This is a genomic window from Maridesulfovibrio ferrireducens, assembly GCF_016342405.1.
In the GTDB taxonomy this organism is placed as follows: Bacteria; Desulfobacterota; Desulfovibrionia; order Desulfovibrionales; family Desulfovibrionaceae; genus Maridesulfovibrio; species Maridesulfovibrio ferrireducens_A.
This window is the reverse complement of sequence record NZ_JAEINN010000013.1, coordinates 39,987-60,236: the sequence shown is the minus strand read 5'-3', so window position 1 is coordinate 60,236 and position 20,250 is coordinate 39,987. Positions and strand designations below refer to the sequence as shown.

Annotated in this window: 22 protein-coding genes and 1 tRNA gene; 6 read left to right on the top strand and 17 right to left on the bottom strand. The window is 41.9% G+C overall.

Annotation, left to right across the window (positions count from 1 at the left end; all coding sequences use genetic code 11):
- Window position 1 precedes the first annotated feature (1 nt).
- Genes JEY82_RS14220 through JEY82_RS14155 form a run of 14 tightly spaced genes read right to left on the bottom strand, consistent with a single transcriptional unit; the run spans window position 2 to window position 12,458 of the window.
- Window positions 2–1,504, bottom strand: coding sequence for a type II secretory pathway component PulD-like protein (locus tag JEY82_RS14220; protein ID WP_304086648.1), 1,503 nt, complete (start codon window positions 1,502–1,504; stop codon window positions 2–4).
- A gap of 2 nt (window positions 1,505–1,506) precedes the next feature.
- Complete coding sequence (locus JEY82_RS14215) at window positions 1,507–2,238, bottom strand: TcpQ domain-containing protein (RefSeq protein ID WP_304086645.1); 732 nt, start codon at window positions 2,236–2,238, stop codon at window positions 1,507–1,509.
- Window positions 2,238–3,047, bottom strand: coding sequence for a hypothetical protein (locus tag JEY82_RS14210; protein WP_304086642.1), 810 nt, complete (start codon window positions 3,045–3,047; stop codon window positions 2,238–2,240). The genes JEY82_RS14215 and JEY82_RS14210 overlap by 1 nt, the downstream gene beginning before the upstream one ends.
- A complete protein-coding gene (gene trbG, locus JEY82_RS14205; RefSeq protein WP_304086639.1) occupies window positions 3,044–4,015 on the bottom strand; it encodes a P-type conjugative transfer protein TrbG in 972 nt (323 codons plus the stop codon). The genes JEY82_RS14210 and trbG overlap by 4 nt, the downstream gene beginning before the upstream one ends.
- A gap of 8 nt (window positions 4,016–4,023) precedes the next feature.
- Window positions 4,024–4,680: a type IV secretion system protein gene (locus JEY82_RS14200; RefSeq protein ID WP_304086636.1), complete on the bottom strand. Its 657-nt coding sequence runs from the start codon at window positions 4,678–4,680 to the stop codon at window positions 4,024–4,026.
- Between the two features lie 51 nt (window positions 4,681–4,731).
- Window positions 4,732–6,156 carry a P-type conjugative transfer protein TrbL gene (gene trbL, locus JEY82_RS14195; protein WP_304086633.1) on the bottom strand — a complete coding sequence of 475 codons (1,425 nt, stop codon included), beginning with the start codon at window positions 6,154–6,156 and terminating at the stop codon, window positions 4,732–4,734.
- Window positions 6,157–6,158: 2 nt separating this feature from the next.
- Window positions 6,159–6,959 (bottom strand): P-type conjugative transfer protein TrbJ, encoded by an 801-nt coding sequence (gene trbJ, locus JEY82_RS14190; RefSeq protein ID WP_304086630.1) that lies wholly within the window; start codon window positions 6,957–6,959, stop codon window positions 6,159–6,161.
- Window positions 6,956–9,376 (bottom strand): conjugal transfer protein TrbE, encoded by a 2,421-nt coding sequence (locus JEY82_RS14185; RefSeq protein ID WP_304086627.1) that lies wholly within the window; start codon window positions 9,374–9,376, stop codon window positions 6,956–6,958. The genes trbJ and JEY82_RS14185 overlap by 4 nt, the downstream gene beginning before the upstream one ends.
- A 4-nt stretch (window positions 9,377–9,380) precedes the next feature.
- Window positions 9,381–9,683: a conjugal transfer protein TrbD gene (gene trbD, locus JEY82_RS14180; protein WP_304086624.1), complete on the bottom strand. Its 303-nt coding sequence runs from the start codon at window positions 9,681–9,683 to the stop codon at window positions 9,381–9,383.
- Window positions 9,680–9,991, bottom strand: a complete 312-nt coding sequence (locus JEY82_RS14175; RefSeq protein ID WP_304086621.1) for a TrbC/VirB2 family protein — start codon at window positions 9,989–9,991, stop codon at window positions 9,680–9,682. Before JEY82_RS14175 ends, trbD begins: the two co-directional genes overlap by 4 nt.
- Window positions 9,975–10,949, bottom strand: a complete 975-nt coding sequence (gene trbB / locus JEY82_RS14170) for a P-type conjugative transfer ATPase TrbB (RefSeq protein ID WP_304086618.1) — start codon at window positions 10,947–10,949, stop codon at window positions 9,975–9,977. The genes JEY82_RS14175 and trbB overlap by 17 nt, the downstream gene beginning before the upstream one ends.
- Window positions 10,949–11,353, bottom strand: a complete 405-nt coding sequence (locus JEY82_RS14165) for a hypothetical protein (protein WP_304086615.1) — start codon at window positions 11,351–11,353, stop codon at window positions 10,949–10,951. The genes trbB and JEY82_RS14165 overlap by 1 nt, the downstream gene beginning before the upstream one ends.
- Before the next feature lie 8 nt (window positions 11,354–11,361).
- Window positions 11,362–12,081 (bottom strand): conjugal transfer protein TraL, encoded by a 720-nt coding sequence (locus JEY82_RS14160; protein ID WP_304086612.1) that lies wholly within the window; start codon window positions 12,079–12,081, stop codon window positions 11,362–11,364.
- A 17-nt stretch (window positions 12,082–12,098) separates the two neighbouring features.
- Window positions 12,099–12,458, bottom strand: a complete 360-nt coding sequence (locus JEY82_RS14155) for a TraK family protein (RefSeq protein ID WP_304086609.1) — start codon at window positions 12,456–12,458, stop codon at window positions 12,099–12,101.
- Between the two features lie 270 nt (window positions 12,459–12,728).
- On the opposite strand from JEY82_RS14155, the gene JEY82_RS14150 reads away from it, so the two are divergent.
- From JEY82_RS14150 to JEY82_RS14140, 3 genes are all read left to right on the top strand, one after another.
- Complete coding sequence (locus JEY82_RS14150; protein WP_304086606.1) at window positions 12,729–13,226, top strand: helix-turn-helix transcriptional regulator; 498 nt, start codon at window positions 12,729–12,731, stop codon at window positions 13,224–13,226.
- 114 nt (window positions 13,227–13,340) lie between these two features.
- A complete protein-coding gene (locus JEY82_RS14145; protein ID WP_304086604.1) occupies window positions 13,341–13,589 on the top strand; it encodes a DNA-binding protein in 249 nt (82 codons plus the stop codon).
- Window position 13,590: 1 nt separating this feature from the next.
- Complete coding sequence (locus JEY82_RS14140) at window positions 13,591–14,613, top strand: site-specific integrase (protein WP_304086601.1); 1,023 nt, start codon at window positions 13,591–13,593, stop codon at window positions 14,611–14,613.
- A 105-nt stretch (window positions 14,614–14,718) separates the two neighbouring features.
- Here the strand turns inward: JEY82_RS14140 and JEY82_RS14135 are convergent.
- Window positions 14,719–14,793: transfer RNA gene (locus JEY82_RS14135), tRNA-Val, on the bottom strand.
- A 227-nt stretch (window positions 14,794–15,020) separates the two neighbouring features.
- On the opposite strand from JEY82_RS14135, the gene JEY82_RS14130 reads away from it, so the two are divergent.
- The gene (locus tag JEY82_RS14130; RefSeq protein WP_304086598.1) at window positions 15,021–15,425 is read left to right on the top strand and encodes a MerR family transcriptional regulator; all 405 of its coding nucleotides are present in this window, start codon (window positions 15,021–15,023) and stop codon (window positions 15,423–15,425) included.
- A 97-nt stretch (window positions 15,426–15,522) separates the two neighbouring features.
- On the opposite strand, the gene JEY82_RS14125 is transcribed toward JEY82_RS14130, so the two are convergent.
- The gene (locus JEY82_RS14125; protein WP_304086595.1) at window positions 15,523–16,323 is read right to left on the bottom strand and encodes a hypothetical protein; all 801 of its coding nucleotides are present in this window, start codon (window positions 16,321–16,323) and stop codon (window positions 15,523–15,525) included.
- A gap of 199 nt (window positions 16,324–16,522) precedes the next feature.
- Here JEY82_RS14125 and JEY82_RS14120 point away from each other — a divergent pair, with 199 nt between their 5' ends.
- Both JEY82_RS14120 and JEY82_RS14115 read left to right on the top strand, forming a co-directional pair.
- Window positions 16,523–18,685: an AsmA family protein gene (locus JEY82_RS14120; protein WP_304086593.1), complete on the top strand. Its 2,163-nt coding sequence runs from the start codon at window positions 16,523–16,525 to the stop codon at window positions 18,683–18,685.
- A gap of 177 nt (window positions 18,686–18,862) precedes the next feature.
- Window positions 18,863–19,132, top strand: coding sequence for a hypothetical protein (locus JEY82_RS14115; protein ID WP_304086590.1), 270 nt, complete (start codon window positions 18,863–18,865; stop codon window positions 19,130–19,132).
- 80 nt (window positions 19,133–19,212) lie between these two features.
- Here JEY82_RS14115 and tdh read toward each other — a convergent pair whose 3' ends face one another.
- The gene (gene tdh, locus JEY82_RS14110) at window positions 19,213–20,238 is read right to left on the bottom strand and encodes an L-threonine 3-dehydrogenase (RefSeq protein WP_170830351.1); all 1,026 of its coding nucleotides are present in this window, start codon (window positions 20,236–20,238) and stop codon (window positions 19,213–19,215) included.
- Between the last annotated feature and the right edge of the window lie 12 nt (window positions 20,239–20,250).

Genomic DNA, 20,250 nt, shown 5'->3' with positions numbered 1-20,250 from the left:
ATTAGACTCCCGCACTTTCCATTTCAATGGTGATTATGATGAGGCTCTTTCCGTATTTCTGACTGTTCCCGCCGGAAGTGATTCCGAGTCCTTTTGATTCTTGATTAGTTTCCTGTTCAAATCCGGCCAGAATTAAAGTCTGTCCGCATTTCATGGTTACGCGCTGGCTGAAACTGCGAGTGGAAACTTCAGGGAGCTGAACTTTCATGTCTCCGGTCGAAAACTCGGTAAGAGAATCAAGTGATGAAAGATTGATGTTGTATTGAAGGATTGCTTTTCGATTATTCATAATGTGAGGAATAACCGTCATGGAAAATCCGGTAGAGACTTCACCGGGCGTGAGTTCTGAAGTCTGAACAGATTGGTTGTCACGGCTGCTGCTCATGCCGGCAAGGTAGGAATCACGCTTAACAACCTGAACAGGTAGAGCCTGATTGTTCATGACGATTCCTGAACCGGAAGTAAGCAGAGTGGTGCGTCCGTTCTGTTTTAAAGCTCTGAGAACAAGCTTGGAGTCCTTCCATGAACCGTCAAGAATCGCCGCAGTCAGCGTTCCTGCTCCGGAAATCGTATTGTATGGCTGGCCGCCCATAAGCCCGAGACTTGCTTGTCCTGCTTGCAGAGCTGTTTCGAGATTGAAGCCGGCATCCGCATTATGGTTCAATTCCAGAGCCCAGACTTTAACGGCCAGAGCAACCTGTCTGCCCATTTTGATGTTCAGAGATTTGATATACTTGCTGACTCTGCGCAGGGCTGTAGAAGTATCGGTAACAGTAACCATGCCGGCAGCCTGATTGATTACAACTTGGCCGTCTTTTGAAAGCATTGTTGAAATGGCCTTGGATGTGTCATCCCATACATCGCCCACAAAGGTGGCTTTGTTGGTCTGAGAAGTCTGGCTTACGCTGTCGGAAGTCTTAGATGTTTGGCCGACTCCTTCAATACTTCCGGAGTCAGAAGATCCGCCGGAAGTTTGTGATTTGTTGGTAATGATGGATTCGTAAGAAATGTTGCCGGGAGCAACGGCAAGACTGAATGATTTGGTCTGAAACCGCGTGATTTCAACTTTGGAAGTGATATCATCAAATTCCCAGCCCATGCCGAAATATTCACACAAAGAATCAAGCAATCCTTTGAGCTTACCGTCATAGTTCAGCTTCATTTTTTTTGTGACTTGTTTGTCTTCTGTATTAGCAACTGGACTGCTGTTTTCAACCTCGATGCGGACGGGAACAAGTTCATTAATTTGTTTGGCCAGTTCTGAAGCACTGCCGGAAGCATGCAGTGTAATCCGTCTTGCAAATACTGCCGGCAATCTATGTTCATCCAGCTCGACCGGAATAGCTCCTAGATATGGAGCATGAACAACTCTGACCGTTTTCTTTTTGGTCGCATAATCCATTGCCGCAGCTCTGCTTTTCACAGACCTTTCCTGCGGGGAAGGTTTAAAGCTTCCGCAACTGCAAAGAGACATTATGAGAATGAATAATATAAAATGTTTCATTGTTAATCCTCGCAAACTTCAATGACTTTATTTGCTTGATAGATGGTTACGCGCAGGGAATTTCCGCCGGCGTGCATTCTGGAAAACATACGTTTAACCGCTCTTGGAAATGTGTCTCTGAAAGTGGCGTGAGCTTGCATTTGGAAGTCATGACCGGCTTTCCAGACGAGCTGATATTCTGCCCTGCCTGCCCAGCGTTTGAGCTGATCCTTAAGTCCACCGGGAACAATGGACCAATTTTCATTGAGTGGTGATTCCACTTGCTGAGAATCGTCACCGACAAATTCAAAAAAGGCGGGTGTCTGGGTAAGGAGTCCGGCTTTTTGAAAGCCTTCAAATGTAAGATTGTAGACCTGCCCAAATGACCAGCCGTCAGAAGACTGGATATGCAGGTAGTACATGGTGCTGTTGCCTATGGCGTCGAACACCTGATTCACATTCAGGACATTAGGATCGGTGGTTTTGGGGCTGAATTGAAATCCTTGACCACGTAGATTGTTTTCAAACTGTCTTCCAAAAGGATTGTCTGAAACATTCATGTGAAAAACAGTTCTGCCGGGAGGGTAGTGCGTTGCAACTTTGAGCGCGGCTTCTTCAACCAGAGGTTCAACTTCGTGATCTTCGTACATGGGCGCAGTTTGCTCTGCGATTGTCACATGCTTTTTCATAATTTTAAAAGCAGTGCAGCCAGTGAAGGGAATGGTCAGTAGAAGAAGTGTAAAAAGTAATTTCATTACTTGTCCTCCCCAACTAACTCTTTGTCTCTTTCATTAAGCCATGTGTTTAATATATTTTCAGCTTCTTTGAGAGTAGAAACGTAAATCCATTTAGTTAAGTGTATGACTTTTTCATTTGAGCTAATAATGACTTGCATCCCTAGCTCGACAAAATAGCCTGTAAGGGAAGCGGTCTTTATCAGGTTCTGAATAAATTTCAGCTTCGCATCTTCTATTGTCTCGTGAAGATTCTTTTTCACCTGAACTGTATTTATTTTTTCTAAGGTAGGGACTTGCTTGAATATAGTTGCACTGTCAGGTAGTTTTTTTAGTGCATCATAAAATTTTATTTCATCTACAATACACTCTGGTGTGGAGGATACACTTGGGGCATGGATAATTGAAAATATGCCATTGAAGATGCAACTATTCGCTAAACTTTTGCGCTTTTCGTTAAGCCAAGTTTGAAGATTTATTTCTATTTCATCTAAATTGTTTTCTGGAACATAGAACCATTCAGAATCCCATATCTGGTGCTTAGTTGTTGAATCGGGGAGAGCTACTGTTGCACAAAAACATACAAAAAAACCAGTTAAGCAGTTATTCATGACTATCTCAGTCAGAATACTATCTTTGGGTTGATCTTTATACTTAAGTAAAACGGGAAGTTGAGCGAAGATTGTTTTGTTTTCTGGCAAAGATTTTATGACATCTAAGAATGCCTTTATTTGCTCATTTTTATATGAAAAAATAAGATTTTCAGCAGGAATTATTTCCAACAACCCTGCCTTTATTTTCCAAGAATCTTGTAGAGTGATGTTCATCATTTGGTCTCCAGTCTTTTTATTTCAACTTTTTCCTGATCCATGCCGGTGCCAGCCACTAGAATTGCTTTTTCAAAGATCTCGTCCACGATCATGGCGTTGCCCTTGACCCTGTAGTTGACGATTGATTCTTCTCCGGCCTTCTCGACGAGTAGAACGGGAATTTCAGTCTGCGTGGATGTTCTGGGGAGCTGAATAAAAGTCCGGATGCCGTCATTGTAGACCCGCATCGGCTTCCAACTGGCTTCATCTCCTGTGATGGAGTAACCAAAATCAAGCGCGGATAGATCCGTGGGTTTTCCTTCTATTTCTGTACTTTTCCAAGACTCTTTGCGGCGTTTTTTCTTGAGGCTGGCTTTAAGTATTTTCTCCTGATCTTCAGGATAGATGAACGCGACATACGGGGTGTATCCCTTGCGGCGGGAGACAAGCTTAAGATGGTAAGTTCTGCGGTCGGTCGTAATAACTGCGGTTGTTACAAGTCCTGCATCAAGCGGCTTAATAACAAGGTGAGTGCTTTCCCGTCCTGAAAGACCGGACTGAGCTACAACAACAATCCATCGGGCAGTGTCACCGATGATGACGTCATTGACGTTTTCACCGGGCTGAAATTCCAGGTCAGAAGCCATGAGAGGGGAACAAATAATGGTCGGCAAAGTGGCGCCAAAAACATAAACGATCTTGCCATTGCTATGCATTATTGGATTCACCTTGCGATTAATCCACTCTTTAGAGAGCTTTAAAGCCTTCCATTCTTTACTGTTCAAACGAACGTCCGTTTTACTAATATAGTCTGGCGCGGGTTGGCTTATCGCAATTCCTACATTTCCACCTAAATCTTTTTCAGGTGCAGGATTGTGCTGGGCAAATACCTTATTTGCTAACCCTTGTTGGTCCGTCTCAGTTGCTGCTGAGACAGAATTACAAGTTAGTAGAACAAGGCAAAATGATATGAAAATAATTCGGTTCATTACGGCTCCTATTGCTCAAGAAGTTTTGCCCAGGACAATTCGGTGATATATACACCGGCAGGATTCCTGATAATTTGGCTGTCTGTTGTTGGGGAAGAAATGCGAACCTTGAGAGTCGCTTCATATTTGGTGCTGGACATGGCCACACCGGAATGGTTTCGGATTGTTTCCAGCCATTCAATGCGCCAGCTTTCACTGCTGACAGGAAGAGGGATTCCTTTGATATCGACTTCAACGAGAACCTTTTGACCTCGTTCATATGGGTTGTTGGCTTCGTACCAACTGCGGGTTGCACCGCGCGCTGCTCCGGTTACAAAGGAAGACATTTTAGTGACCATCTTTTTTTGAAGGCCGATATCTGCTGTAACTGTCCGCCAGTTAACAATGAGGTTTGCAATTTCCGCTTGTATGATCCGGTCAGAGACATTGACCGTAGAATCTGCGCGTTTAACCGCAACAGAGTGGCCGAGTTTGTCCACTTCAACCACATAAGGAATGACTTTGTTCTGTGTGATCTGAACAAAGTTTATGCTGATGGACAGCACGGCAATTAGAAGAGCTATGAGTGAAGCGATGCGCCACTGGTTACGGCTTTCTATGTAAGATCCATAGCGTTCAAGCCATTCAGCTCGCGCATCGAGGTATGGGTTGGTTTCATTTGACATATTTGTTGACTCTCTGGGTTTTATGAATTTTCTAAAATTACGGAGTTAAGGCTATTTATCGCTGTTAGAAAAACTATCCTGTTCCATTTTGAAAGCTTCGTGGCGGGCTTTTATACTGCTTCTTATGTTGCCCATGCCGCTGCTACCTATGTTGTCCCGCATGGCTCCACCAAGATTTTTAACGGTTTGAGCTGCTTTAGCGAATCCGGTTGCTCCTTGTGAACTCGCCATGTTTGCACCTTCGCGGACAGCATCAACTCCGCGCTTGCCGTCAATAATTCCACCTCCAGCAGCTTTAAGACCTTGCATAGCTGTCATAGTTCCAATCCCAACCGCAGAAAATGCGGAAGTCAAAGCACTACCAGTGGATACGTGCGAGCCGTTAACAATTCCGGAAACGATATCAGGGATGGATTTGACGAGAGCGAGGATCAGGATAGAGGAGCAAATTACTAGGAATATATCAGCAAAGCTCTTCGTATTTACAGAAGTGAACTTTTCAATAAAATTCATGCTCATTCCTAATAAAAGCTGTAGGACAAAGAGCTTTACAGCAACAGAAAGGGCGTAGCGAAGAAAATTAATTGCGTAGTCTTTAGTAAATTTAGAACCACCGAATCCTAAAAGGATGGCTCCGGCATTGAGTACTATAAATGCTTCACATTTCACCATAACAATTTGGGCGGTGATAAGTGTAAAGGTAATGGCGATGATTAAGCAGCAGAAGATTATTCCAATGCTTAACGGTATATTTAATACACTAAGAGTGTTTAACATGTTGCCTATAATTATTATTCCATAGATAAAAATATCTTTGGGACTAATTTTAGGCGCTCCCGTTTTTGTTGCAACACTTCCAAAAGACTTGATTAAAGCATTGGCCCACTCTTCATAATGATACAAAATAGCCAGCATGAAACATGCATATATAATCAGCAGTACAAATTCTGCCAAGATTTGCTGAAGATCAGAGCCCTTAAGTATGGCTTGAATTCCCATCCATGCTATTTCTATTATGAGCAAACTTTTGAACAGGCTGAGGGAGTATCTTTGGATAGCTGGTCCCCATGTTTTGGCTGCAGTTTCAATTTCAGAAAGCAGTTTTGATGGAAAATCTAAATTTTGTGTTGTTTTTTCTGCATCATCAGCAAAGGCCAAATCTGAGTAGAAAAATGCCAGTAGTAATACAGAAAAAAGAATAATGAATTTGACATTAAAAAGTTTATTTTTTAAAATAATTAAAACTAAAATAAGGAGTTCAAGTGCGTTTATTAATTTGTTTTTTAACAACTTTGTTTCTAAGTTTTTTGTTGTTTGCTTGTGGCCAAAATAATCTTGAAAAGGCTCAGAAAGAAAAAGTGCTACAGGAACAAAAAGCTGAGCAAGCAACGAGAGTTTTTCTCCAAAATGATTTGGCTGCTCAAGCTCAAAAACTTTTAGATAAGAAAGAAGAAAAAAAATGATATAAGATAGCATGATTAGTTACCTTCACTCAAAATTTTTTTGGCCTGATCTGCTAGATTATTTTCAAAAAATCTTTTGCTATTAAGGTCTTTAACCTGCTCAATCTTCTCTTTTTTTTGCTCAACCTGAGCCTGATTCTGAATATGTGTAGCCATGAGCGCACGGAGTTTGCGCATTTCTGAAATCTGAACTCCAGTGAGTTGATTTGCTGCCTCTAATGCCTGCATGCGGCCTTCAGGAGTACTGAGAAGGTCTTCTATATATGAGTCAAATTCATCAGATTCACTGATCTCTTTCAATTGCTGGCCAGACACTTTAAAAGTCGCTTTGGTCGCTTTATCGACTCTCTTTGACCACTTGGAATAATATTCGTAATATTTGGGGTTAATATCTCCGGCAGGGAGCCCAACCAGCTCTTTAGCGTAGCTGAAGCTTGGGTAATAAGAGTCATATATTCCATCCATGACATCGAGTTCGCCCATGGTTGTGGCGAGATTTTTAGATAGAGATGCAAGGTTTTTGAAATCTCGCATTACTGTATTTTTGATGGAGAATGGCAGCCGAACGGTGTTCTTTACCATGTTGACGTATCGCTCAATATTTTGCTTCACCATCATGATTTGTTGCTGCGTCTGCATCATTTCTTCAGCATAAGTTTTCCACATACCTTCAAGTTGTTCGATGCTGGTTGCTCGCTCTAAAGCTTGCAAAAATCTGTCGCTACAGTTGGTACAAGTCACGACCATTGCTGAAGCTGGCGAGGCAGAAACAAAAAATGAAATAAGAAGTATGAGAGTTAGAGTTAATTTTTTCATCTGAAATCCCCTTGTCTTTCTTCCAACCATTTTTCCGGCCAGTTATCGCCGTATTTTTTGACCAGTTCCTTAATGCGTGAAATGCTGACTTTGTCAGAAGATCCGACAAAGGACAGGGCAACTGGTCCCAGTGCTAAATCAATTAGCCTGCGGCCTTCCGGGGAAACTATGTAGTAGTCTTGTTTGGGTATAGCTGAGGCTATGATCTGTATCTGGGTAGAGTTAAGGCCGAGATTTTGATACAGTTTCCGCTGTACTTCTTGAGCAGCACTTTCGTTCGCTAGGAAAATTTTGGTCGGGCATGACTCCACAAGAACATCCAGAATTCCTGAACGGGAGGCGTCTGATAAAGATTGAGTAGCCAGAACAACCGCGCAATTTGCTTTACGCAAAACTTTGAGCCATTCCCTTATCTGTTCACGAAAAACATCATGACCGAGCATGATCCATGCTTCATCCAGCACGAGCATTGCCGGTTGTCCTTTCAAGGCTTTCTGTATGCGGTGGAAAAGATAAAGCAGGACCGGGATAAGATTTTTATCTCCAAGATTCATGAGCTCTTCGGTTTCAAAAACCATGAAATTATCCATGTCCAGATTATCAGTTTTGGCATCCAGTAAATAGCCCATGGCTCCCGCTTCGGTGTAATGCTTTAGAGCTTCACGCAGTTGTTCATTCTGCAAAAGGTGGTAAAAATCTGTAAGGGAGCGCATGTCTACAGGGTTTTTTCTAAGCAAATTTGCTGCTTGATGTATCGCATTTCGATGAGCAGGAAGGACCGTAAATCCTTGAAGCCGGACCAGTGTTTCAATCCATTCTTCAGCCCAGCTTTGTTCTGCATCGGAATCAATATATGAAAGAGGTGCGAATGATAGAGCCGAGTCCTCACCTGCAATTTCGTAATGTGCTCCGCCTGTTGCTGCGCATAGCGGATACATGGACATGCCTTTGTCAAAGGCAAAAATGGTCGAGCTTTTATAGCGTCTGAATTGAGCTTCTAAGATTCCCAGAAGAGTTGATTTACCCGATCCGGTAGGACCGAAAATAAGAGTATGGCCAAGATCTCCGGTATGAAGATTAAGTCTGAATGGAGTTGACCCCTCGGTGGCGCAATGCATCAGGGCCGGAGAGGATGGCGGGAACATGGGAGAAGGATTAAATTCTCTGCCGGGCCAGATTGTTGCCAGCGGAAGCATATCAGCTAGATTCAAAGAATTAATAATCGGCCGACGAATATTTGCTACTCCATTTCCGGGGTGTGTCCCGAGCCATGCTTCCATAGCATTGGTAGTTTCTGTTCTACAGCTGAAATTTTCACTTTTAACGAGCTGGCCTAACAACCTGATGTATTCTTCAAGCTCTTCTAGATTTTCACCAAGAAGAACAATACAAGCTGTATAAAATCCGGCAGAAACATCTCCTGATTGCAGGATTGTAATTGCTTCTTTGGCATCTTCCATCATGGATTTTGCGTATTCGTTAGGACTTGGATTAACTTTGTTGAGCACGTGGTCAAAAAACTTAATAACTTGTTGTTGCCATGTTTTACGGTACTGCTCCAATTCCTTAAGAGCTTCATACTGATCCATGCAGATAAAGCGGCTTGAAAAACGGTACTCCAGAGGAAGGCCTTCAAGGCAGGACAGCATAGACGGCCAACTTTCATAAGGTAATCCGTCAATTGCTAAAATTCGGATATGTTTATTGCCTATGGAGGGGCGATCGCCGGCAATTAATTCTTTGCAGCCTATAACAGCATCCAGATACATTGGGGTTGCAGGTAAAAGTATTTTCTGATTGTCGCCGGTAATGCAGGAGTGAAGAAAACTCAGTAATGGAGATATTGTTTTCTTCTGTCCGAATTCATCTTCATAAGTATAATTTGTTAATCGCTCCATCAGGAGGCATAGAGAAAGAGAATCCTCAAGTTGGATGATATTTTTTTTAAAATCATTCAGGTATTTTTCAAGCAGGTTACCTGATGTCCCGGAGTTTCCTGCATATCTTTTTATTTTTTCTGCCTTGAGCTGTGGCGTATAGGTGACAGTCAGATATGTTTCCGTTGTGTAAAAAAAACCAGATTCAAATGCAGTTCTGCGTTCATTTTCTATTGCTTTAGTGACTTTGTCAGGAAAGAAACTTGAACCTGAAGCAGGATAGCTTGTGGAAGGAATTCTAATTGCGTCTACATTACATAGCCAACCAGACCCTAACTGTTTAAGAGCCAGATTAACTTTTGCACTTACAAGAGCTAATTCATCAGGTGTGCTGGAAGCTGTGTCTTGTGATCTGAATATCCAACTTGTCAGGAATGCACCGCTCTTACATAGAATTATGCCATCATCCACCATGGCTGCGTATGGTAGTAAATCAGATAATCCTTTTTGCTTATGACGGTAGTCTTTTAATTTGAGCATACTTTTACCGCCTCCATGGGGTTGATTTAGCCGGGTATTCAGTTTGAAGAGCGTTTTGACGACGCCAAACTTTGGATTTTTGAGGATCCGATCTTCCCATAATCTGGAGCAGAAAAACGCTGCCAATCCAAAAGACAACAGCAACCCCAGCAGATAGAAGAGTTTTTCCGCCAATAGCCAGTACAAAACTGACCAGCGCCGCATACATGACGAGATCCCGTTCGGCTCCCATTAACAACGCGTGTTTATGAAGTGAGCGGTTAATAGGTATGATTCTTTTTTCGGGTGTGGGATCTTGTGAACTCACAGCATAGCTCCGCTGAAAGTGAACATTGATTGCACGAGGCTGTTAGCTAAAGCTATGAAACAGATTCCCACCACAATAGATAAAAGAAGTTTGAATCCTTCTCCAATATCTGCACGTTTTTGGACAAATGTTATGCCGCAAATCGCGATAGCTATGGCGGAGATTGCTCCCCCGACAGGGCCGGAGACAGTACCCAAAATTTTATCGATTGGTCCCTGAAATTCATCAAGGCCACTTGCAAAAGCTGCTTCTGGAATCAGAAGAACAGCAAGCATGAAAAATTGTGACAGTTTAGTACTTATTTTCATTGTGGATGTACTCCAGTTTGTATTCTTGTTTTTGGGAGTCATAGCCGTGAACTTTTGCTACTTCTGAAACTCTCCGGCCTGCTTCGACAGTTCTTGATTTGTGGATATAAATAACGAAATCAACAGCCGCTCCGACCAGACGCGGCATAGGAAAATTACTTTTTTCAGCAATCAAATCTTCAATTCTCTGCAACCCGTCTGCGGCAGAATTGGCATGAAGAGTTGAAACTCCTCCCGGGTGTCCGGTGTTCCAGCTTTTAAGTAATTCGATAGTGGCTTTAGCCGCTCTGACCTCTCCAATCAGTATTCTGTCCGGTCGCAGTCTCATGCTTGCCTGAACTAAAGATTGAATGGGGGTATGATCTGTTGCTCTAAGAAAAAGAGTGTTGGGAGATCTGCTTTGCAACTCGGCGGTGTCTTCAATAATGATAAGCCGGTCATTGGGGGAGATTTCTGCAATAGCTTTGATAATGCCATTTACGAGAGTCGTTTTTCCAGAACTGGTTCCACCGAAGACTACGATGTTTTTTTTGTCGGATATCGCTGTATGTATTGATTGCAATACCTCATGAGTCATGATTCCACCTTCAACATAGTCCTCAAGCGGAAAGACCTGACTGGCTTTTTTTCTAATAGTAAAAGCGGCTGCGTCCACAACTGGCGGGAAAACTCCCTCAAATCTACATGCGTTAAGTGGAGCAGCTTTTGGTAGTTCACCTTCAACAATCGGTTCTTCTTTTGTCACAGTAGAATCCAGCGCACTTGCAACTAGGGAAACTATTCTGGCTGTCTGATCCGGATCTATTTTTCCCGCGACGTACATGTCTTCTCCAAATCGTTCGATCCAAAGCTTGCCATCGGAATTAACCATTATTTCTGCCACATTTTTATCTTTCAGAGCTGAAATGATGATAGGGCCCATGTTGAAAATAAGGTTGTTTACAAGCCGGTCTTCCATCACGAACCCCACACAAGAACTGAAAGAGTTGTGGTTATTGATAGAATGAGCATTATCCCGGCGAAGAGACTCCACGTTTTGATTGTAGAGAGGAAGTTGGACATGACTTCTTGATGCTGGCCGATCTCAGCAATGCAGTTTTCAACGTTGGCTTTGACCGCCTTGCTCAATAGGATGTTTGTTGACTTACGAACTTCAGTTGCAAAAGCTTTCACATGCTCATTCATGTGTTCTTCAGCTACTGTAGTTTGTTGATTCAGCATCAATTCAAACTCATCCAGAAAGGCGCGGTGCATAGTTACGAGCATGAGAATGGGGTCGTTCTCATCAAGTAAAGTGTTATGCTTCTCAGTAATGAGATCGCGCACTTTCTGGATGGTGAGGGGGGCGTTGTTGTCTGACATAAAAATTCTTATAGGTTGCTTTTTTCAAGTTCAGATCTGATTTCATTCCATGTCATGCGCAGGCGTTGCCTTGTCATGATCGGAAGGGAGCTTTCCTGTGCGTCATGGAAAGACATCTTGACGGCCAGAAGGTTTTCTAGATCTCGTCCAAAGGTTTCTTTTTTCTTTTGAGGGAGGCGGATTAGCGCAGGGAATCGTGTAGTGTTATCTGTAAAGACTTTGAACTCTTCAAAATTTTTACCATTAAGGCTAATTTGTCCGAAGTAACCGTTAAGCCAGATGTAAATAGGTGTATCAAAAGCTTTCAGTAGTGAGTTCAATCCGCTTAAAGTATCCGGCAAGGCTTGACCGCCAGTAATAACTGTATGGAGATTTATCTGGTGGCCACTTTCATGAAGCAGTTCAAAAACATTGTTGTCTGCAAGGTAGCTTGCTAGAGGGACAAATGTGGCCGCTCCATTATCGATAACCATATGAGAATCGTCAGGAAGGTCCATCATTAGCTCAACCAATGTGTCGAAACGTCTGGGGTCAATGTCATCACCGTTCATAATATCCAAAGCTGTGACGTTGAAACTTTTGTAACCGGCAAAGGTTGCGTTGACCGGGTCAGTGTCAACACAGTGAACTTCTTTGCCGGATTCGAGAAGGTGTTGAGTCAGAAGGCTGGCAACGAGACTTTTGCCCACTCCGCCTTTACCTTGTAAAATCATGTTAATAGTAGCCATTTTAAATTCTCCTGTTGTTAACCGACCAATTTTTCAGCAAGGTCTTTTTCAGTTACGTTATTTTCATGAACAAATTTTGAATTGCTGTTTGCTTGCTGGGTGATTGAACCGTCTCCGCTATTTTCAGCGGGGATTGCAGGGATTAGAGCGGAGACGGTTCTGGAGGTGGGTACACCTGGGGTAAAATCATCTTTTTTTGAAATATTCCCAGACAGGTCAAAACGGCAGAAATGGGAATAACTTACAGACAAAGAACCTGCGTCCTTAAGCTTTCTATAAACAGCTTTTTTCGAATATCCCTTGCTTACCAAATCTCGGATTTTAGCAATATTTGCTAAAAATTCTACTTTAGCGAAGCCTCTTTCATTTCTTTTCATTGCTAAAAAGCTCCGGTAAAAGTTCCTTTAAAGGAATCGCATACGCAACATGGTAAGCTAGTGCCGCCTTCTTGCTTATTTCACGTTCTCCTGTGCTATGCATATAAACAGACGTGCGTCCTAGCCCGGTTTCCTTGGAGACTTGAGATAATGTTTTTGTCTTTAAAAGCTTTATGATTATTGATGACATGAGGCACTGTTCCTAATTAGGAATAAAAAGTCAACAACTTTGTTCCTAACAAGGAACAGATTTTGCCGTATATATTTAAGATGAAAACTAATAAAAATTTTGATTTTATTTGGACAAACATAAAATCAGCTGTAAAAATTGAAGTTGAGCAGTCTAGCCTAACTGCAACTTCAAAAAAACTTGATATTGTAAAATCAATGATTTCCAGATGGTTAAATGATCATCAGGAAGGGGCAAATCTGAAAACGATCGTAAGAATTGTAGATAGGTTAAATTTAGACTGGGAAGACCTTGTCCCTGTTAGGAAGCAAGAAAAGAATTCTTTCGACTCAGAAGTTGGGATTGTCCTAAAAAATATGGCTAAAAGTTTATATGTTAGCAGTAGTGATATTCAAAAAAGATCAGCAATTCCTATAGAAAGAATTGAGAGTATTTTTAAAGGAGAGTTCATTACTATAGAGGAACTCTCAAAGCTGTGCTCTGCATTGGGATGTTCTCCTGATACCGTAATTAACTCTGCAAAAAAAATAATGGAGCACCAGAATTTAGCTTCTGGCACTAGTAAAAAAGCAGTTTAACGGTACTTAGTTTGGTTCCTAGAAAAAAACAAAACTTCTGAAAAATTATATATATATTGACTTTCTGTTCCTTTTTAGAAACAGTATGAAAAACTGTATAAGGATGGAAGCGATATGGAACCTACATCAAAATTTATACCTACTGCAAAAGCCGCAGAATATATTAGCTACTCAAGAAGGCAGCTTCTTCGATATGTGGAGGAGTTTTCCATTCCTACCTATGGTCCACGCAAAAATAGATTTAACAAAGATGATTTAGATCAGTTCATGGCCAATCCTTTTTTCTTTAAGCAGAAAAAGAAACAGATTCCTTTGCGCAAAAAACGGGGATTTACACCTATATCTATAGATCGTGAGTGCTAGTGTGGGCATTGGAATAACCAAAGATGGACGCTACTACATACAGTACCGAATAAAAGAGCGTAAGAGTCCCGTTCGTGAATATTTTGGACGAGGAAAGGATGCTTTAAGTTCCGCAAAAATACGAGATGCGGAAATAGCCCTACAAAAAGCGCACGGCGAAGAGCTTCATCAGGGAAAGGGTATTTATTTTGATGAACTCGCACAGCTTTATATTAGAGATGCGAAAGCAAGAAATGTCAGTAAGGCTTTTTTAAAAGACTGGGTAAACATATTAAACAAAACTGTTTTGCCAGCTTTAACACATACTCCCGTAGAAAAAATAACTTATAGTGATCTTCTAGCTCTTGCAGAGAATCAGTGGTCTGATGTCTCCGTTGCTACGCGCAATAGGTATTTAGGTTACATCAGTGCTATTTTTAACTTCGGTATAGAGCATGAAATCACAGCCAATAATCCTCTGAAAAAGTGGAAAAAAGCACGAGAAGAAAAAAGGGATCTACAGCTCAATGTAGAGGATCTTAAGTTGTTAATAAAAGTGGCTGCGCCGCATCTAGGTTGGGCAATTGAAGTTGAATGGATGTGTGGAGCTAGAACGGGAAGGTCGGAACTGCTATCGTTACGATGGTCGGATCACGACTATGAGAACTCTACTCTACATGTCAGAGGGACAAAAACGGCAACGTCAAACCGTTTAATACCACTTAATCCAACCGATAATAATAAGTTAAAAGAAAAGAGAGAGTTAAATCCTTCATCCAAGTTTATAATTGAATATCGAAACAAGCCTCTAAAGAAAATAAGAAGAAGTTTTAATACTGCTGTAGAAAAAGCAGAGATTAATTATCCGGTACGGATGTATGACATAAGGCACCTATGGGCAACAGAGCTGCTTAGAAATGGAGCGGATCTTGCCGCTGTCTCTGCCATGCTTGGCCATGCCAGTATTCGCACAACTCAACAAAAATATTACCACTTGATGCAAGGTGAAAAAGCTAAAGCTGTTAATTTGAAGCCAACGTTGTGATAGTCCCTTTATTTGGCATTATGGTTTCAATGTAGACCAAAGTGTATACCAAATAAAAAGCACCGATTAGAAAAATTTCTAATCGGTGCTTTTTATTGACTTTTTTGGTAGGCACGAGCAGCTTTGAACTGCTGACCCCTTGCATGTCAAGCAAGTGCTCTACCCCTGAGCTACGCGCCTATGTTTGTCTCAACGGAAACGATAACTACTTGAGGTAGTGTTCTCTGTCAAGCAAGAAAAATATTTTTTTAATGATTGTGGACGGTTCATAAAATAAGGATTTCTTTTTATACGTTTAGGGTGCTAAGCATAACTTTGCTTGTCGTGTGTAAAATTAATCTGAATTTGCGCAGTTTTTTGCGTATTTAGTCTTTTCTAAGGGATATCTCTTTGATAGTAAGGTTCTTATGAGTCGGCAGAATGAATCAAAAATATACAAAATAGGTCAGGCGGCAAAACTTGTCGGCTTGAAATCTTACGTGCTGCGTTTCTGGGAAGGGGAATTTGAGCAGCTTGAGCCTATTCGCACGCCGTCAGGTCAGCGTCTTTATAATGAAGAACACGTTCAGCTTATCGCTCGCATCAAGATGCTTCTGCATGATGAGGGCCTTACAATTGAAGGTGCTCGAAAACGGCTGGATTCATTTGATCCGCAGAGTGATGCGGAAATGACAGCTGAACTTCTTGAAAAATTTCCTGCCGAGCAATTGCCTTTGTTTGGGATGGATAATAAATCCGAAGGTTCTTTTGATACAGCAATTCTTAAGGAAATCCACGCTGAATTGCTTGTTGTAAGAAAACTACTCGATTAAAATACTCGCCATCCCGTCTACTTTTCTTAATTACATCATAGCCACACAACTAATTCATATATCTCATATTTTAGAATATGGTGTTTTCTGGCGACCTTTAACTGTTTGTCGTAGAAACGTGCGGGAATGATCTTGTGTCTCTTGAATGAAGATATAGGCAGAAGGCTACGAAGGCGCCAAGGAATCCAGGCAAGATAGGTTCCCATGGAATTTTGTAGAAAACAGGATTGACCATTGAAGCCCCGTAAAGGGTGGCAAAACAGGCTATAAACGACAGATAGAACGATCTGGATAATGCTCCTGCCGCAGCTATTACCATACCTGTCCAGAATATTTTTTCCGGTAAAATATGACCATTGTGTGTGTAAATCTGCCATGAAATCAAAATGGTTCCAATGGCAGCCGCCGCTTCGAGAATAGGTGAAAGTTTATTGCCGTCCATAATCAGCATCACTGCGCGTGGAATCAAAAAGCATGAGTAGACGCAAAGGCCCAGTGAGAATGGGAATATGTAGAAAAATGCTTCTGTCATGTATGGCAGATCCGGGTCCGGATGCAGCATGTTTGTGAGAAATCCTTGAAAATGTGCGTAAAATAAAAATGATCCCAGTAAAGCCGCGATGCTGGGCCATAATATGGCGGATGGAACTTTTCTGTGCGGTTTAAGATCAAATTTTTTAGCTATATAGAGTGGTAGAATCGCGCCGAATATAGCCAAGTGACCAAGGCAGAAATATAAAAGTACGGGATCTTTTAATCTGGTCGCAAATCTGTAACCGAGCATTTCCGGCCAGTTTCCCAAAAGATGATTTAAAATTGCGGGTAGTTCTGCCATGGTGAAAAGGTAGGTTGCATACGTAACAAGGCATGTAAGGGCGAAAGACCATTTTTTTTGCATGCCGATTAATTGCCTGATTTCGGGAATATTGGCAATAAAAAAGGGGTAGACGTGTTTTATGCTGAGTAAAAAATTTTGTTATTTGTTTGGTCTTTTTGTTTTGTTATAATTATAGTTTGATTTTTTTCGCTGACAGGCTATGTTTGAAGTATGGCAATTTGCCTAAATATTTATGCAATTATGTAGGGAGAATGCACCCATGAGTAAACCGATTAAAATAATTGGGATAGTGGTCGCGAGTCTAGTTGTTGTCGTTGTTGCCGCAATGGTGCTAGCGACAATTTTTATTAACCCTAATGATTACAAAGATGAAATTTCTAAAATCGTGCGCGATAAAACAGGGCGCGAACTTACTTTTGACGGGGATATCAAACTGTCGGTTTTCCCTTGGGTAGGAGTGACGACTTCAGGTGTGACTCTTTCAAATGCTCCGGGTTTTTCGGAGAAGAATATGTTCAGCCTTAAATCCGCAGATGTAAGCCTTAAGTTGCTTCCTCTTCTTTCGGGAGATGTGCAATTAATGCGGGTTGACGTTGAGAATCTGGTTCTAAATCTTATGCGTAATAAAGCCGGAGTAACTAACTGGGACGACTTGGTTGGTAAAGAAGGCGAGAAAACAAAGCCGGAATCTTCCGCTGATGACGCCAAGAGTGATCTTAATATTACTCTGGGTGGTCTTCTTATCGAAAATGCCCAAATTGTATGGGATGACCGTAAGGATAATGTCAGGCAGGCAGTTGATGATTGTGATATTTCAATTGATGAATTTGCTCCCGGAGAGCCGTTTAATTTTAAAGTGCACGTGCTCCTGTCTTCAACAAAGCCGGAAATTGTAGCTGATACCACCACATCAGGGATTGCAACCCTGTCGTCAGATTTTAAATCTTTCTCTGTTAAGGATTTGAAGGTTCTTCTGGATGCAAAGGGAGCAGCTGTTCCCGGTAATAAAGGTCAGGTTAAACTTTCCGGAGACGCAGCACTTAATCTTGCTGCCGGAACTGCTGACGTTGGTAATCTTATTCTGGAAGCTTATGATATGAAAGCTGAAGCCTCTTTCAAGGGCTCAGGGCTGGGCGGAGACAATCTTAAATTTACTGGTGACATGAGTGTTCCCGGATTTAATTTGAAAAGCACTCTCGAGCAGATGGGAATTGAAGTTAAAACTTCCAGTGATAAGGCATTAACGGCTGTCGGTCTTAATTTCGCCGTAGCTGGAACGGCAAAGTCCGTTGCCATTTCAAATTTACTGATCAATCTGGATGAAACAACTATCAAGGGAGCGGCTTCGTTTGCCAACCCTGATCGTCCTGATGTTAAGTTAGCTGTAGATGTAGATAAATTTAATCTTGATAGCTACCTGCCTCCGGATGAGTCTGGCAAAGCTGATAAAAAAGAGACAAAGGATGTAAAATCCGAGAAAAAAGGTGAGTTGTTTCCTGTTGAGTTTTTACGCAAGTTGACTTTGAAAGCTGATCTTAGTGTTAAGCAGTTGATAGCCGGAAAGGCTAATTTGACTAATGTTATTGTTGTTGCCCGCGCAAAGGGCGGAGTTTTGACCATCAAACCGCTCTCTCTGAATGCAGCCAAAGGCGCGTTTACTTCTACAGCCGTTTTGAATGTGACCGGAGTTGTTCCGACAATGACATTTAACGGTGCGCTTACCGGACTTGACGGTGAGGCTCTTTCACAAGAAATGACAGGAAAAGACAGTTTCTCCGGTAAAATGGGATTTACTACCAACCTTGCAAGCAGAGGGAATGACGTTAAAGTTATTATTGCTAATCTGAATGGGAATCTTGGGTTCAAAGTTCTGGACGGGTATGTGTCCGGTTTTGATATCCTGTTTCTGGCAGGAGATGCTTTTTCGATCCTCACAGGCGGGGTGATTGGTCATAGAAATAATAACAGAACAGAGTTTGGCGAAGTTTCCGCGACAGCGAAGATTGATAAAGGTGTTGCCGTCAACAAGGATTTAGTACTCAAATCTCCTCTGCTTAGAGCCGATGGGGCCGGTAAAATGGATCTTAATACGATGACTTTGGATTATGCACTTGATGCTAAAATCGTAGGTTCTCTTGAAGGACAGGGTGGGAAAAGCAGTAAGGACCTTGTGGGGCTGACAGTTCCTGTCAATATTACCGGTGCGGTCGCGGACCCTTCAATTATGGTCGATTTACCACGCTTTGCAGTAATTCTTGCAAAGTCCGGTTTTAGTATTGTCGGCAATGTGCTTGAAGGAGTCCAGAACACATTGGAAGGTATTGGTAAGACTTTTACCGGTAAGAGTGGAGAGAAATCTACAACCGAACCTGATAAAAATCCTGTAAAAAAAATAGGTGATACCATTAAAAGCCTATTTTAATGAAAGATAGACGTTTGGTGTGAAATAATAATTATAATGTATTAAAATTAGGGGCTTGTCTTATTTATAAGGGCAGGCCCTTAATGTTTTTAATTACCTCCGACAATGTCTGGCAGGGGCTGACGGGTTGAAACATTAGTCTATACTCATCAATTGATAATAAACCGGAGAGAGGTAATGAAAGAGAACTTGTTATATGAGGTTATGGTTCGTGAGATGGATAGTGTCCGGCTGGGAAATAAAAGCCCAGAAAAGGCTGCTCTCAGTGTTCTTAAGGAATTTTCTAATGATAGAGTGTATATTTCGACTCGTTTTGTAGAACATGCAAAACTTACGGAAAAAGTGATTAGGCTTAAAAATTATGGCATAGAAAATGCTGATATAGCGGACAGACTGGGAATTACCAAAAGACATGTGAGAAGAATATATTCCAGTATGAATAATTAATTTTCAAAATAAAAACGGTCCCGATATCATAGCGGGACCGTTTTTATTAGGAATATTTTAGATTTTAAAGTCTTGTCAGATTAGGTCCAGTCCAGAATAACTTTTCCAGATTGTCCAGTCCGCATAACGTCAAAACCTTTTTGGAAATCATCGATTTTAAAGTGATGCGTAATTGCGGGAGTAATATCAAGATTGGATTGGAGCATGGAGGACATTTTGTACCATGTTTCAAACATTTCTCGGCCATAAATACCTTTCAGTTTCAGCCCCTTGAAAACGACCATGTTCCAGTCTATCTGAGTGTCATCCGGAAGAATACCCAGCAGAGCAATATGTCCGCCGTGATTCATTTTTGCGAGCATTTCCCTGAAAGCGGCAGGGCTGCCGGACATTTCAAGACCTACATCAAACCCTTCGGTCATATTAAGCTCGGCCATGACATCATCCAGCTTTTCTTTGCTGACATTTACGGTGCGGGTAGCTCCGAGTTTGTCGGCAATGTCCAGACGATAGTCATTAAGGTCGGTTATAACAATGTGACGGGCTCCGGCATGGCGGGCTATTGCGACAGCCATCATGCCGATGGGGCCGGCTCCGGTGATAAGGACATCTTCACCAACTAAGTTGAAAGAAAGGGCCGTGTGCGCGGCGTTTCCAAGTGGATCAAGGATTGAACCTACGTCGTCAGAAATTGCGTCAGTGAGTTTAAATACATTTGAAGCCGGAACACAAACATACTCGGCAAAACATCCCGGACGATTAACACCTACACCGATGGTGTTTCTACAGAGATGTCTTTTCCCGGCCCTGCAATTTCGACAGTGACCGCAAGTGACATGTCCTTCTGCGGAAACTCTGTCACCAAGGGCAAGGCCTTGAACTTCACTGCCGAGGTTTTCGATTACACCTGAGAATTCGTGCCCGACAACCATAGGGACAGGGATTGTCTGCTGCGCCCATTTGTCCCAATTATATATGTGTATATCAGTTCCGCAAATAGCTGTTTTTTTTACTTTTATCAGAACATCGTTATGCCCGCACTGAGGAACTGGCACTTCTTCCATCCAGATTCCTTCTTCCGATTTACTTTTAACCAGAGCCTTCATTGTCTTCATTAA

Coding starts and splice junctions, on each gene's coding strand:
- JEY82_RS14220 (WP_304086648.1), bottom strand. CDS start 1,504: ATGAAACATTTTATATTATTCATTCTCATAATGTCTCTTTGCAGTTGC.
- JEY82_RS14215 (WP_304086645.1), bottom strand. CDS start 2,238: ATGAAATTACTTTTTACACTTCTTCTACTGACCATTCCCTTCACTGGC.
- JEY82_RS14210 (WP_304086642.1), bottom strand. CDS start 3,047: ATGATGAACATCACTCTACAAGATTCTTGGAAAATAAAGGCAGGGTTG.
- trbG (WP_304086639.1), bottom strand. CDS start 4,015: ATGAACCGAATTATTTTCATATCATTTTGCCTTGTTCTACTAACTTGT.
- JEY82_RS14200 (WP_304086636.1), bottom strand. CDS start 4,680: ATGTCAAATGAAACCAACCCATACCTCGATGCGCGAGCTGAATGGCTT.
- trbL (WP_304086633.1), bottom strand. CDS start 6,156: ATGCTATCTTATATCATTTTTTTTCTTCTTTCTTATCTAAAAGTTTTT.
- trbJ (WP_304086630.1), bottom strand. CDS start 6,959: ATGAAAAAATTAACTCTAACTCTCATACTTCTTATTTCATTTTTTGTT.
- JEY82_RS14185 (WP_304086627.1), bottom strand. CDS start 9,376: ATGCTCAAATTAAAAGACTACCGTCATAAGCAAAAAGGATTATCTGAT.
- JEY82_RS14175 (WP_304086621.1), bottom strand. CDS start 9,991: ATGAAAATAAGTACTAAACTGTCACAATTTTTCATGCTTGCTGTTCTT.
- trbB (WP_304086618.1), bottom strand. CDS start 10,949: ATGGAAGACCGGCTTGTAAACAACCTTATTTTCAACATGGGCCCTATC.
- JEY82_RS14165 (WP_304086615.1), bottom strand. CDS start 11,353: ATGTCAGACAACAACGCCCCCCTCACCATCCAGAAAGTGCGCGATCTC.
- JEY82_RS14160 (WP_304086612.1), bottom strand. CDS start 12,081: ATGGCTACTATTAACATGATTTTACAAGGTAAAGGCGGAGTGGGCAAA.
- JEY82_RS14155 (WP_304086609.1), bottom strand. CDS start 12,458: ATGAAAAGAAATGAAAGAGGCTTCGCTAAAGTAGAATTTTTAGCAAAT.
- JEY82_RS14150 (WP_304086606.1), top strand. CDS start 12,729: ATGAAAACTAATAAAAATTTTGATTTTATTTGGACAAACATAAAATCA.
- JEY82_RS14145 (WP_304086604.1), top strand. CDS start 13,341: ATGGAACCTACATCAAAATTTATACCTACTGCAAAAGCCGCAGAATAT.
- JEY82_RS14130 (WP_304086598.1), top strand. CDS start 15,021: ATGAGTCGGCAGAATGAATCAAAAATATACAAAATAGGTCAGGCGGCA.
- JEY82_RS14125 (WP_304086595.1), bottom strand. CDS start 16,323: ATGCAAAAAAAATGGTCTTTCGCCCTTACATGCCTTGTTACGTATGCA.
- JEY82_RS14120 (WP_304086593.1), top strand. CDS start 16,523: ATGAGTAAACCGATTAAAATAATTGGGATAGTGGTCGCGAGTCTAGTT.
- JEY82_RS14115 (WP_304086590.1), top strand. CDS start 18,863: ATGAAAGAGAACTTGTTATATGAGGTTATGGTTCGTGAGATGGATAGT.
- tdh (WP_170830351.1), bottom strand. CDS start 20,238: ATGAAGGCTCTGGTTAAAAGTAAATCGGAAGAAGGAATCTGGATGGAA.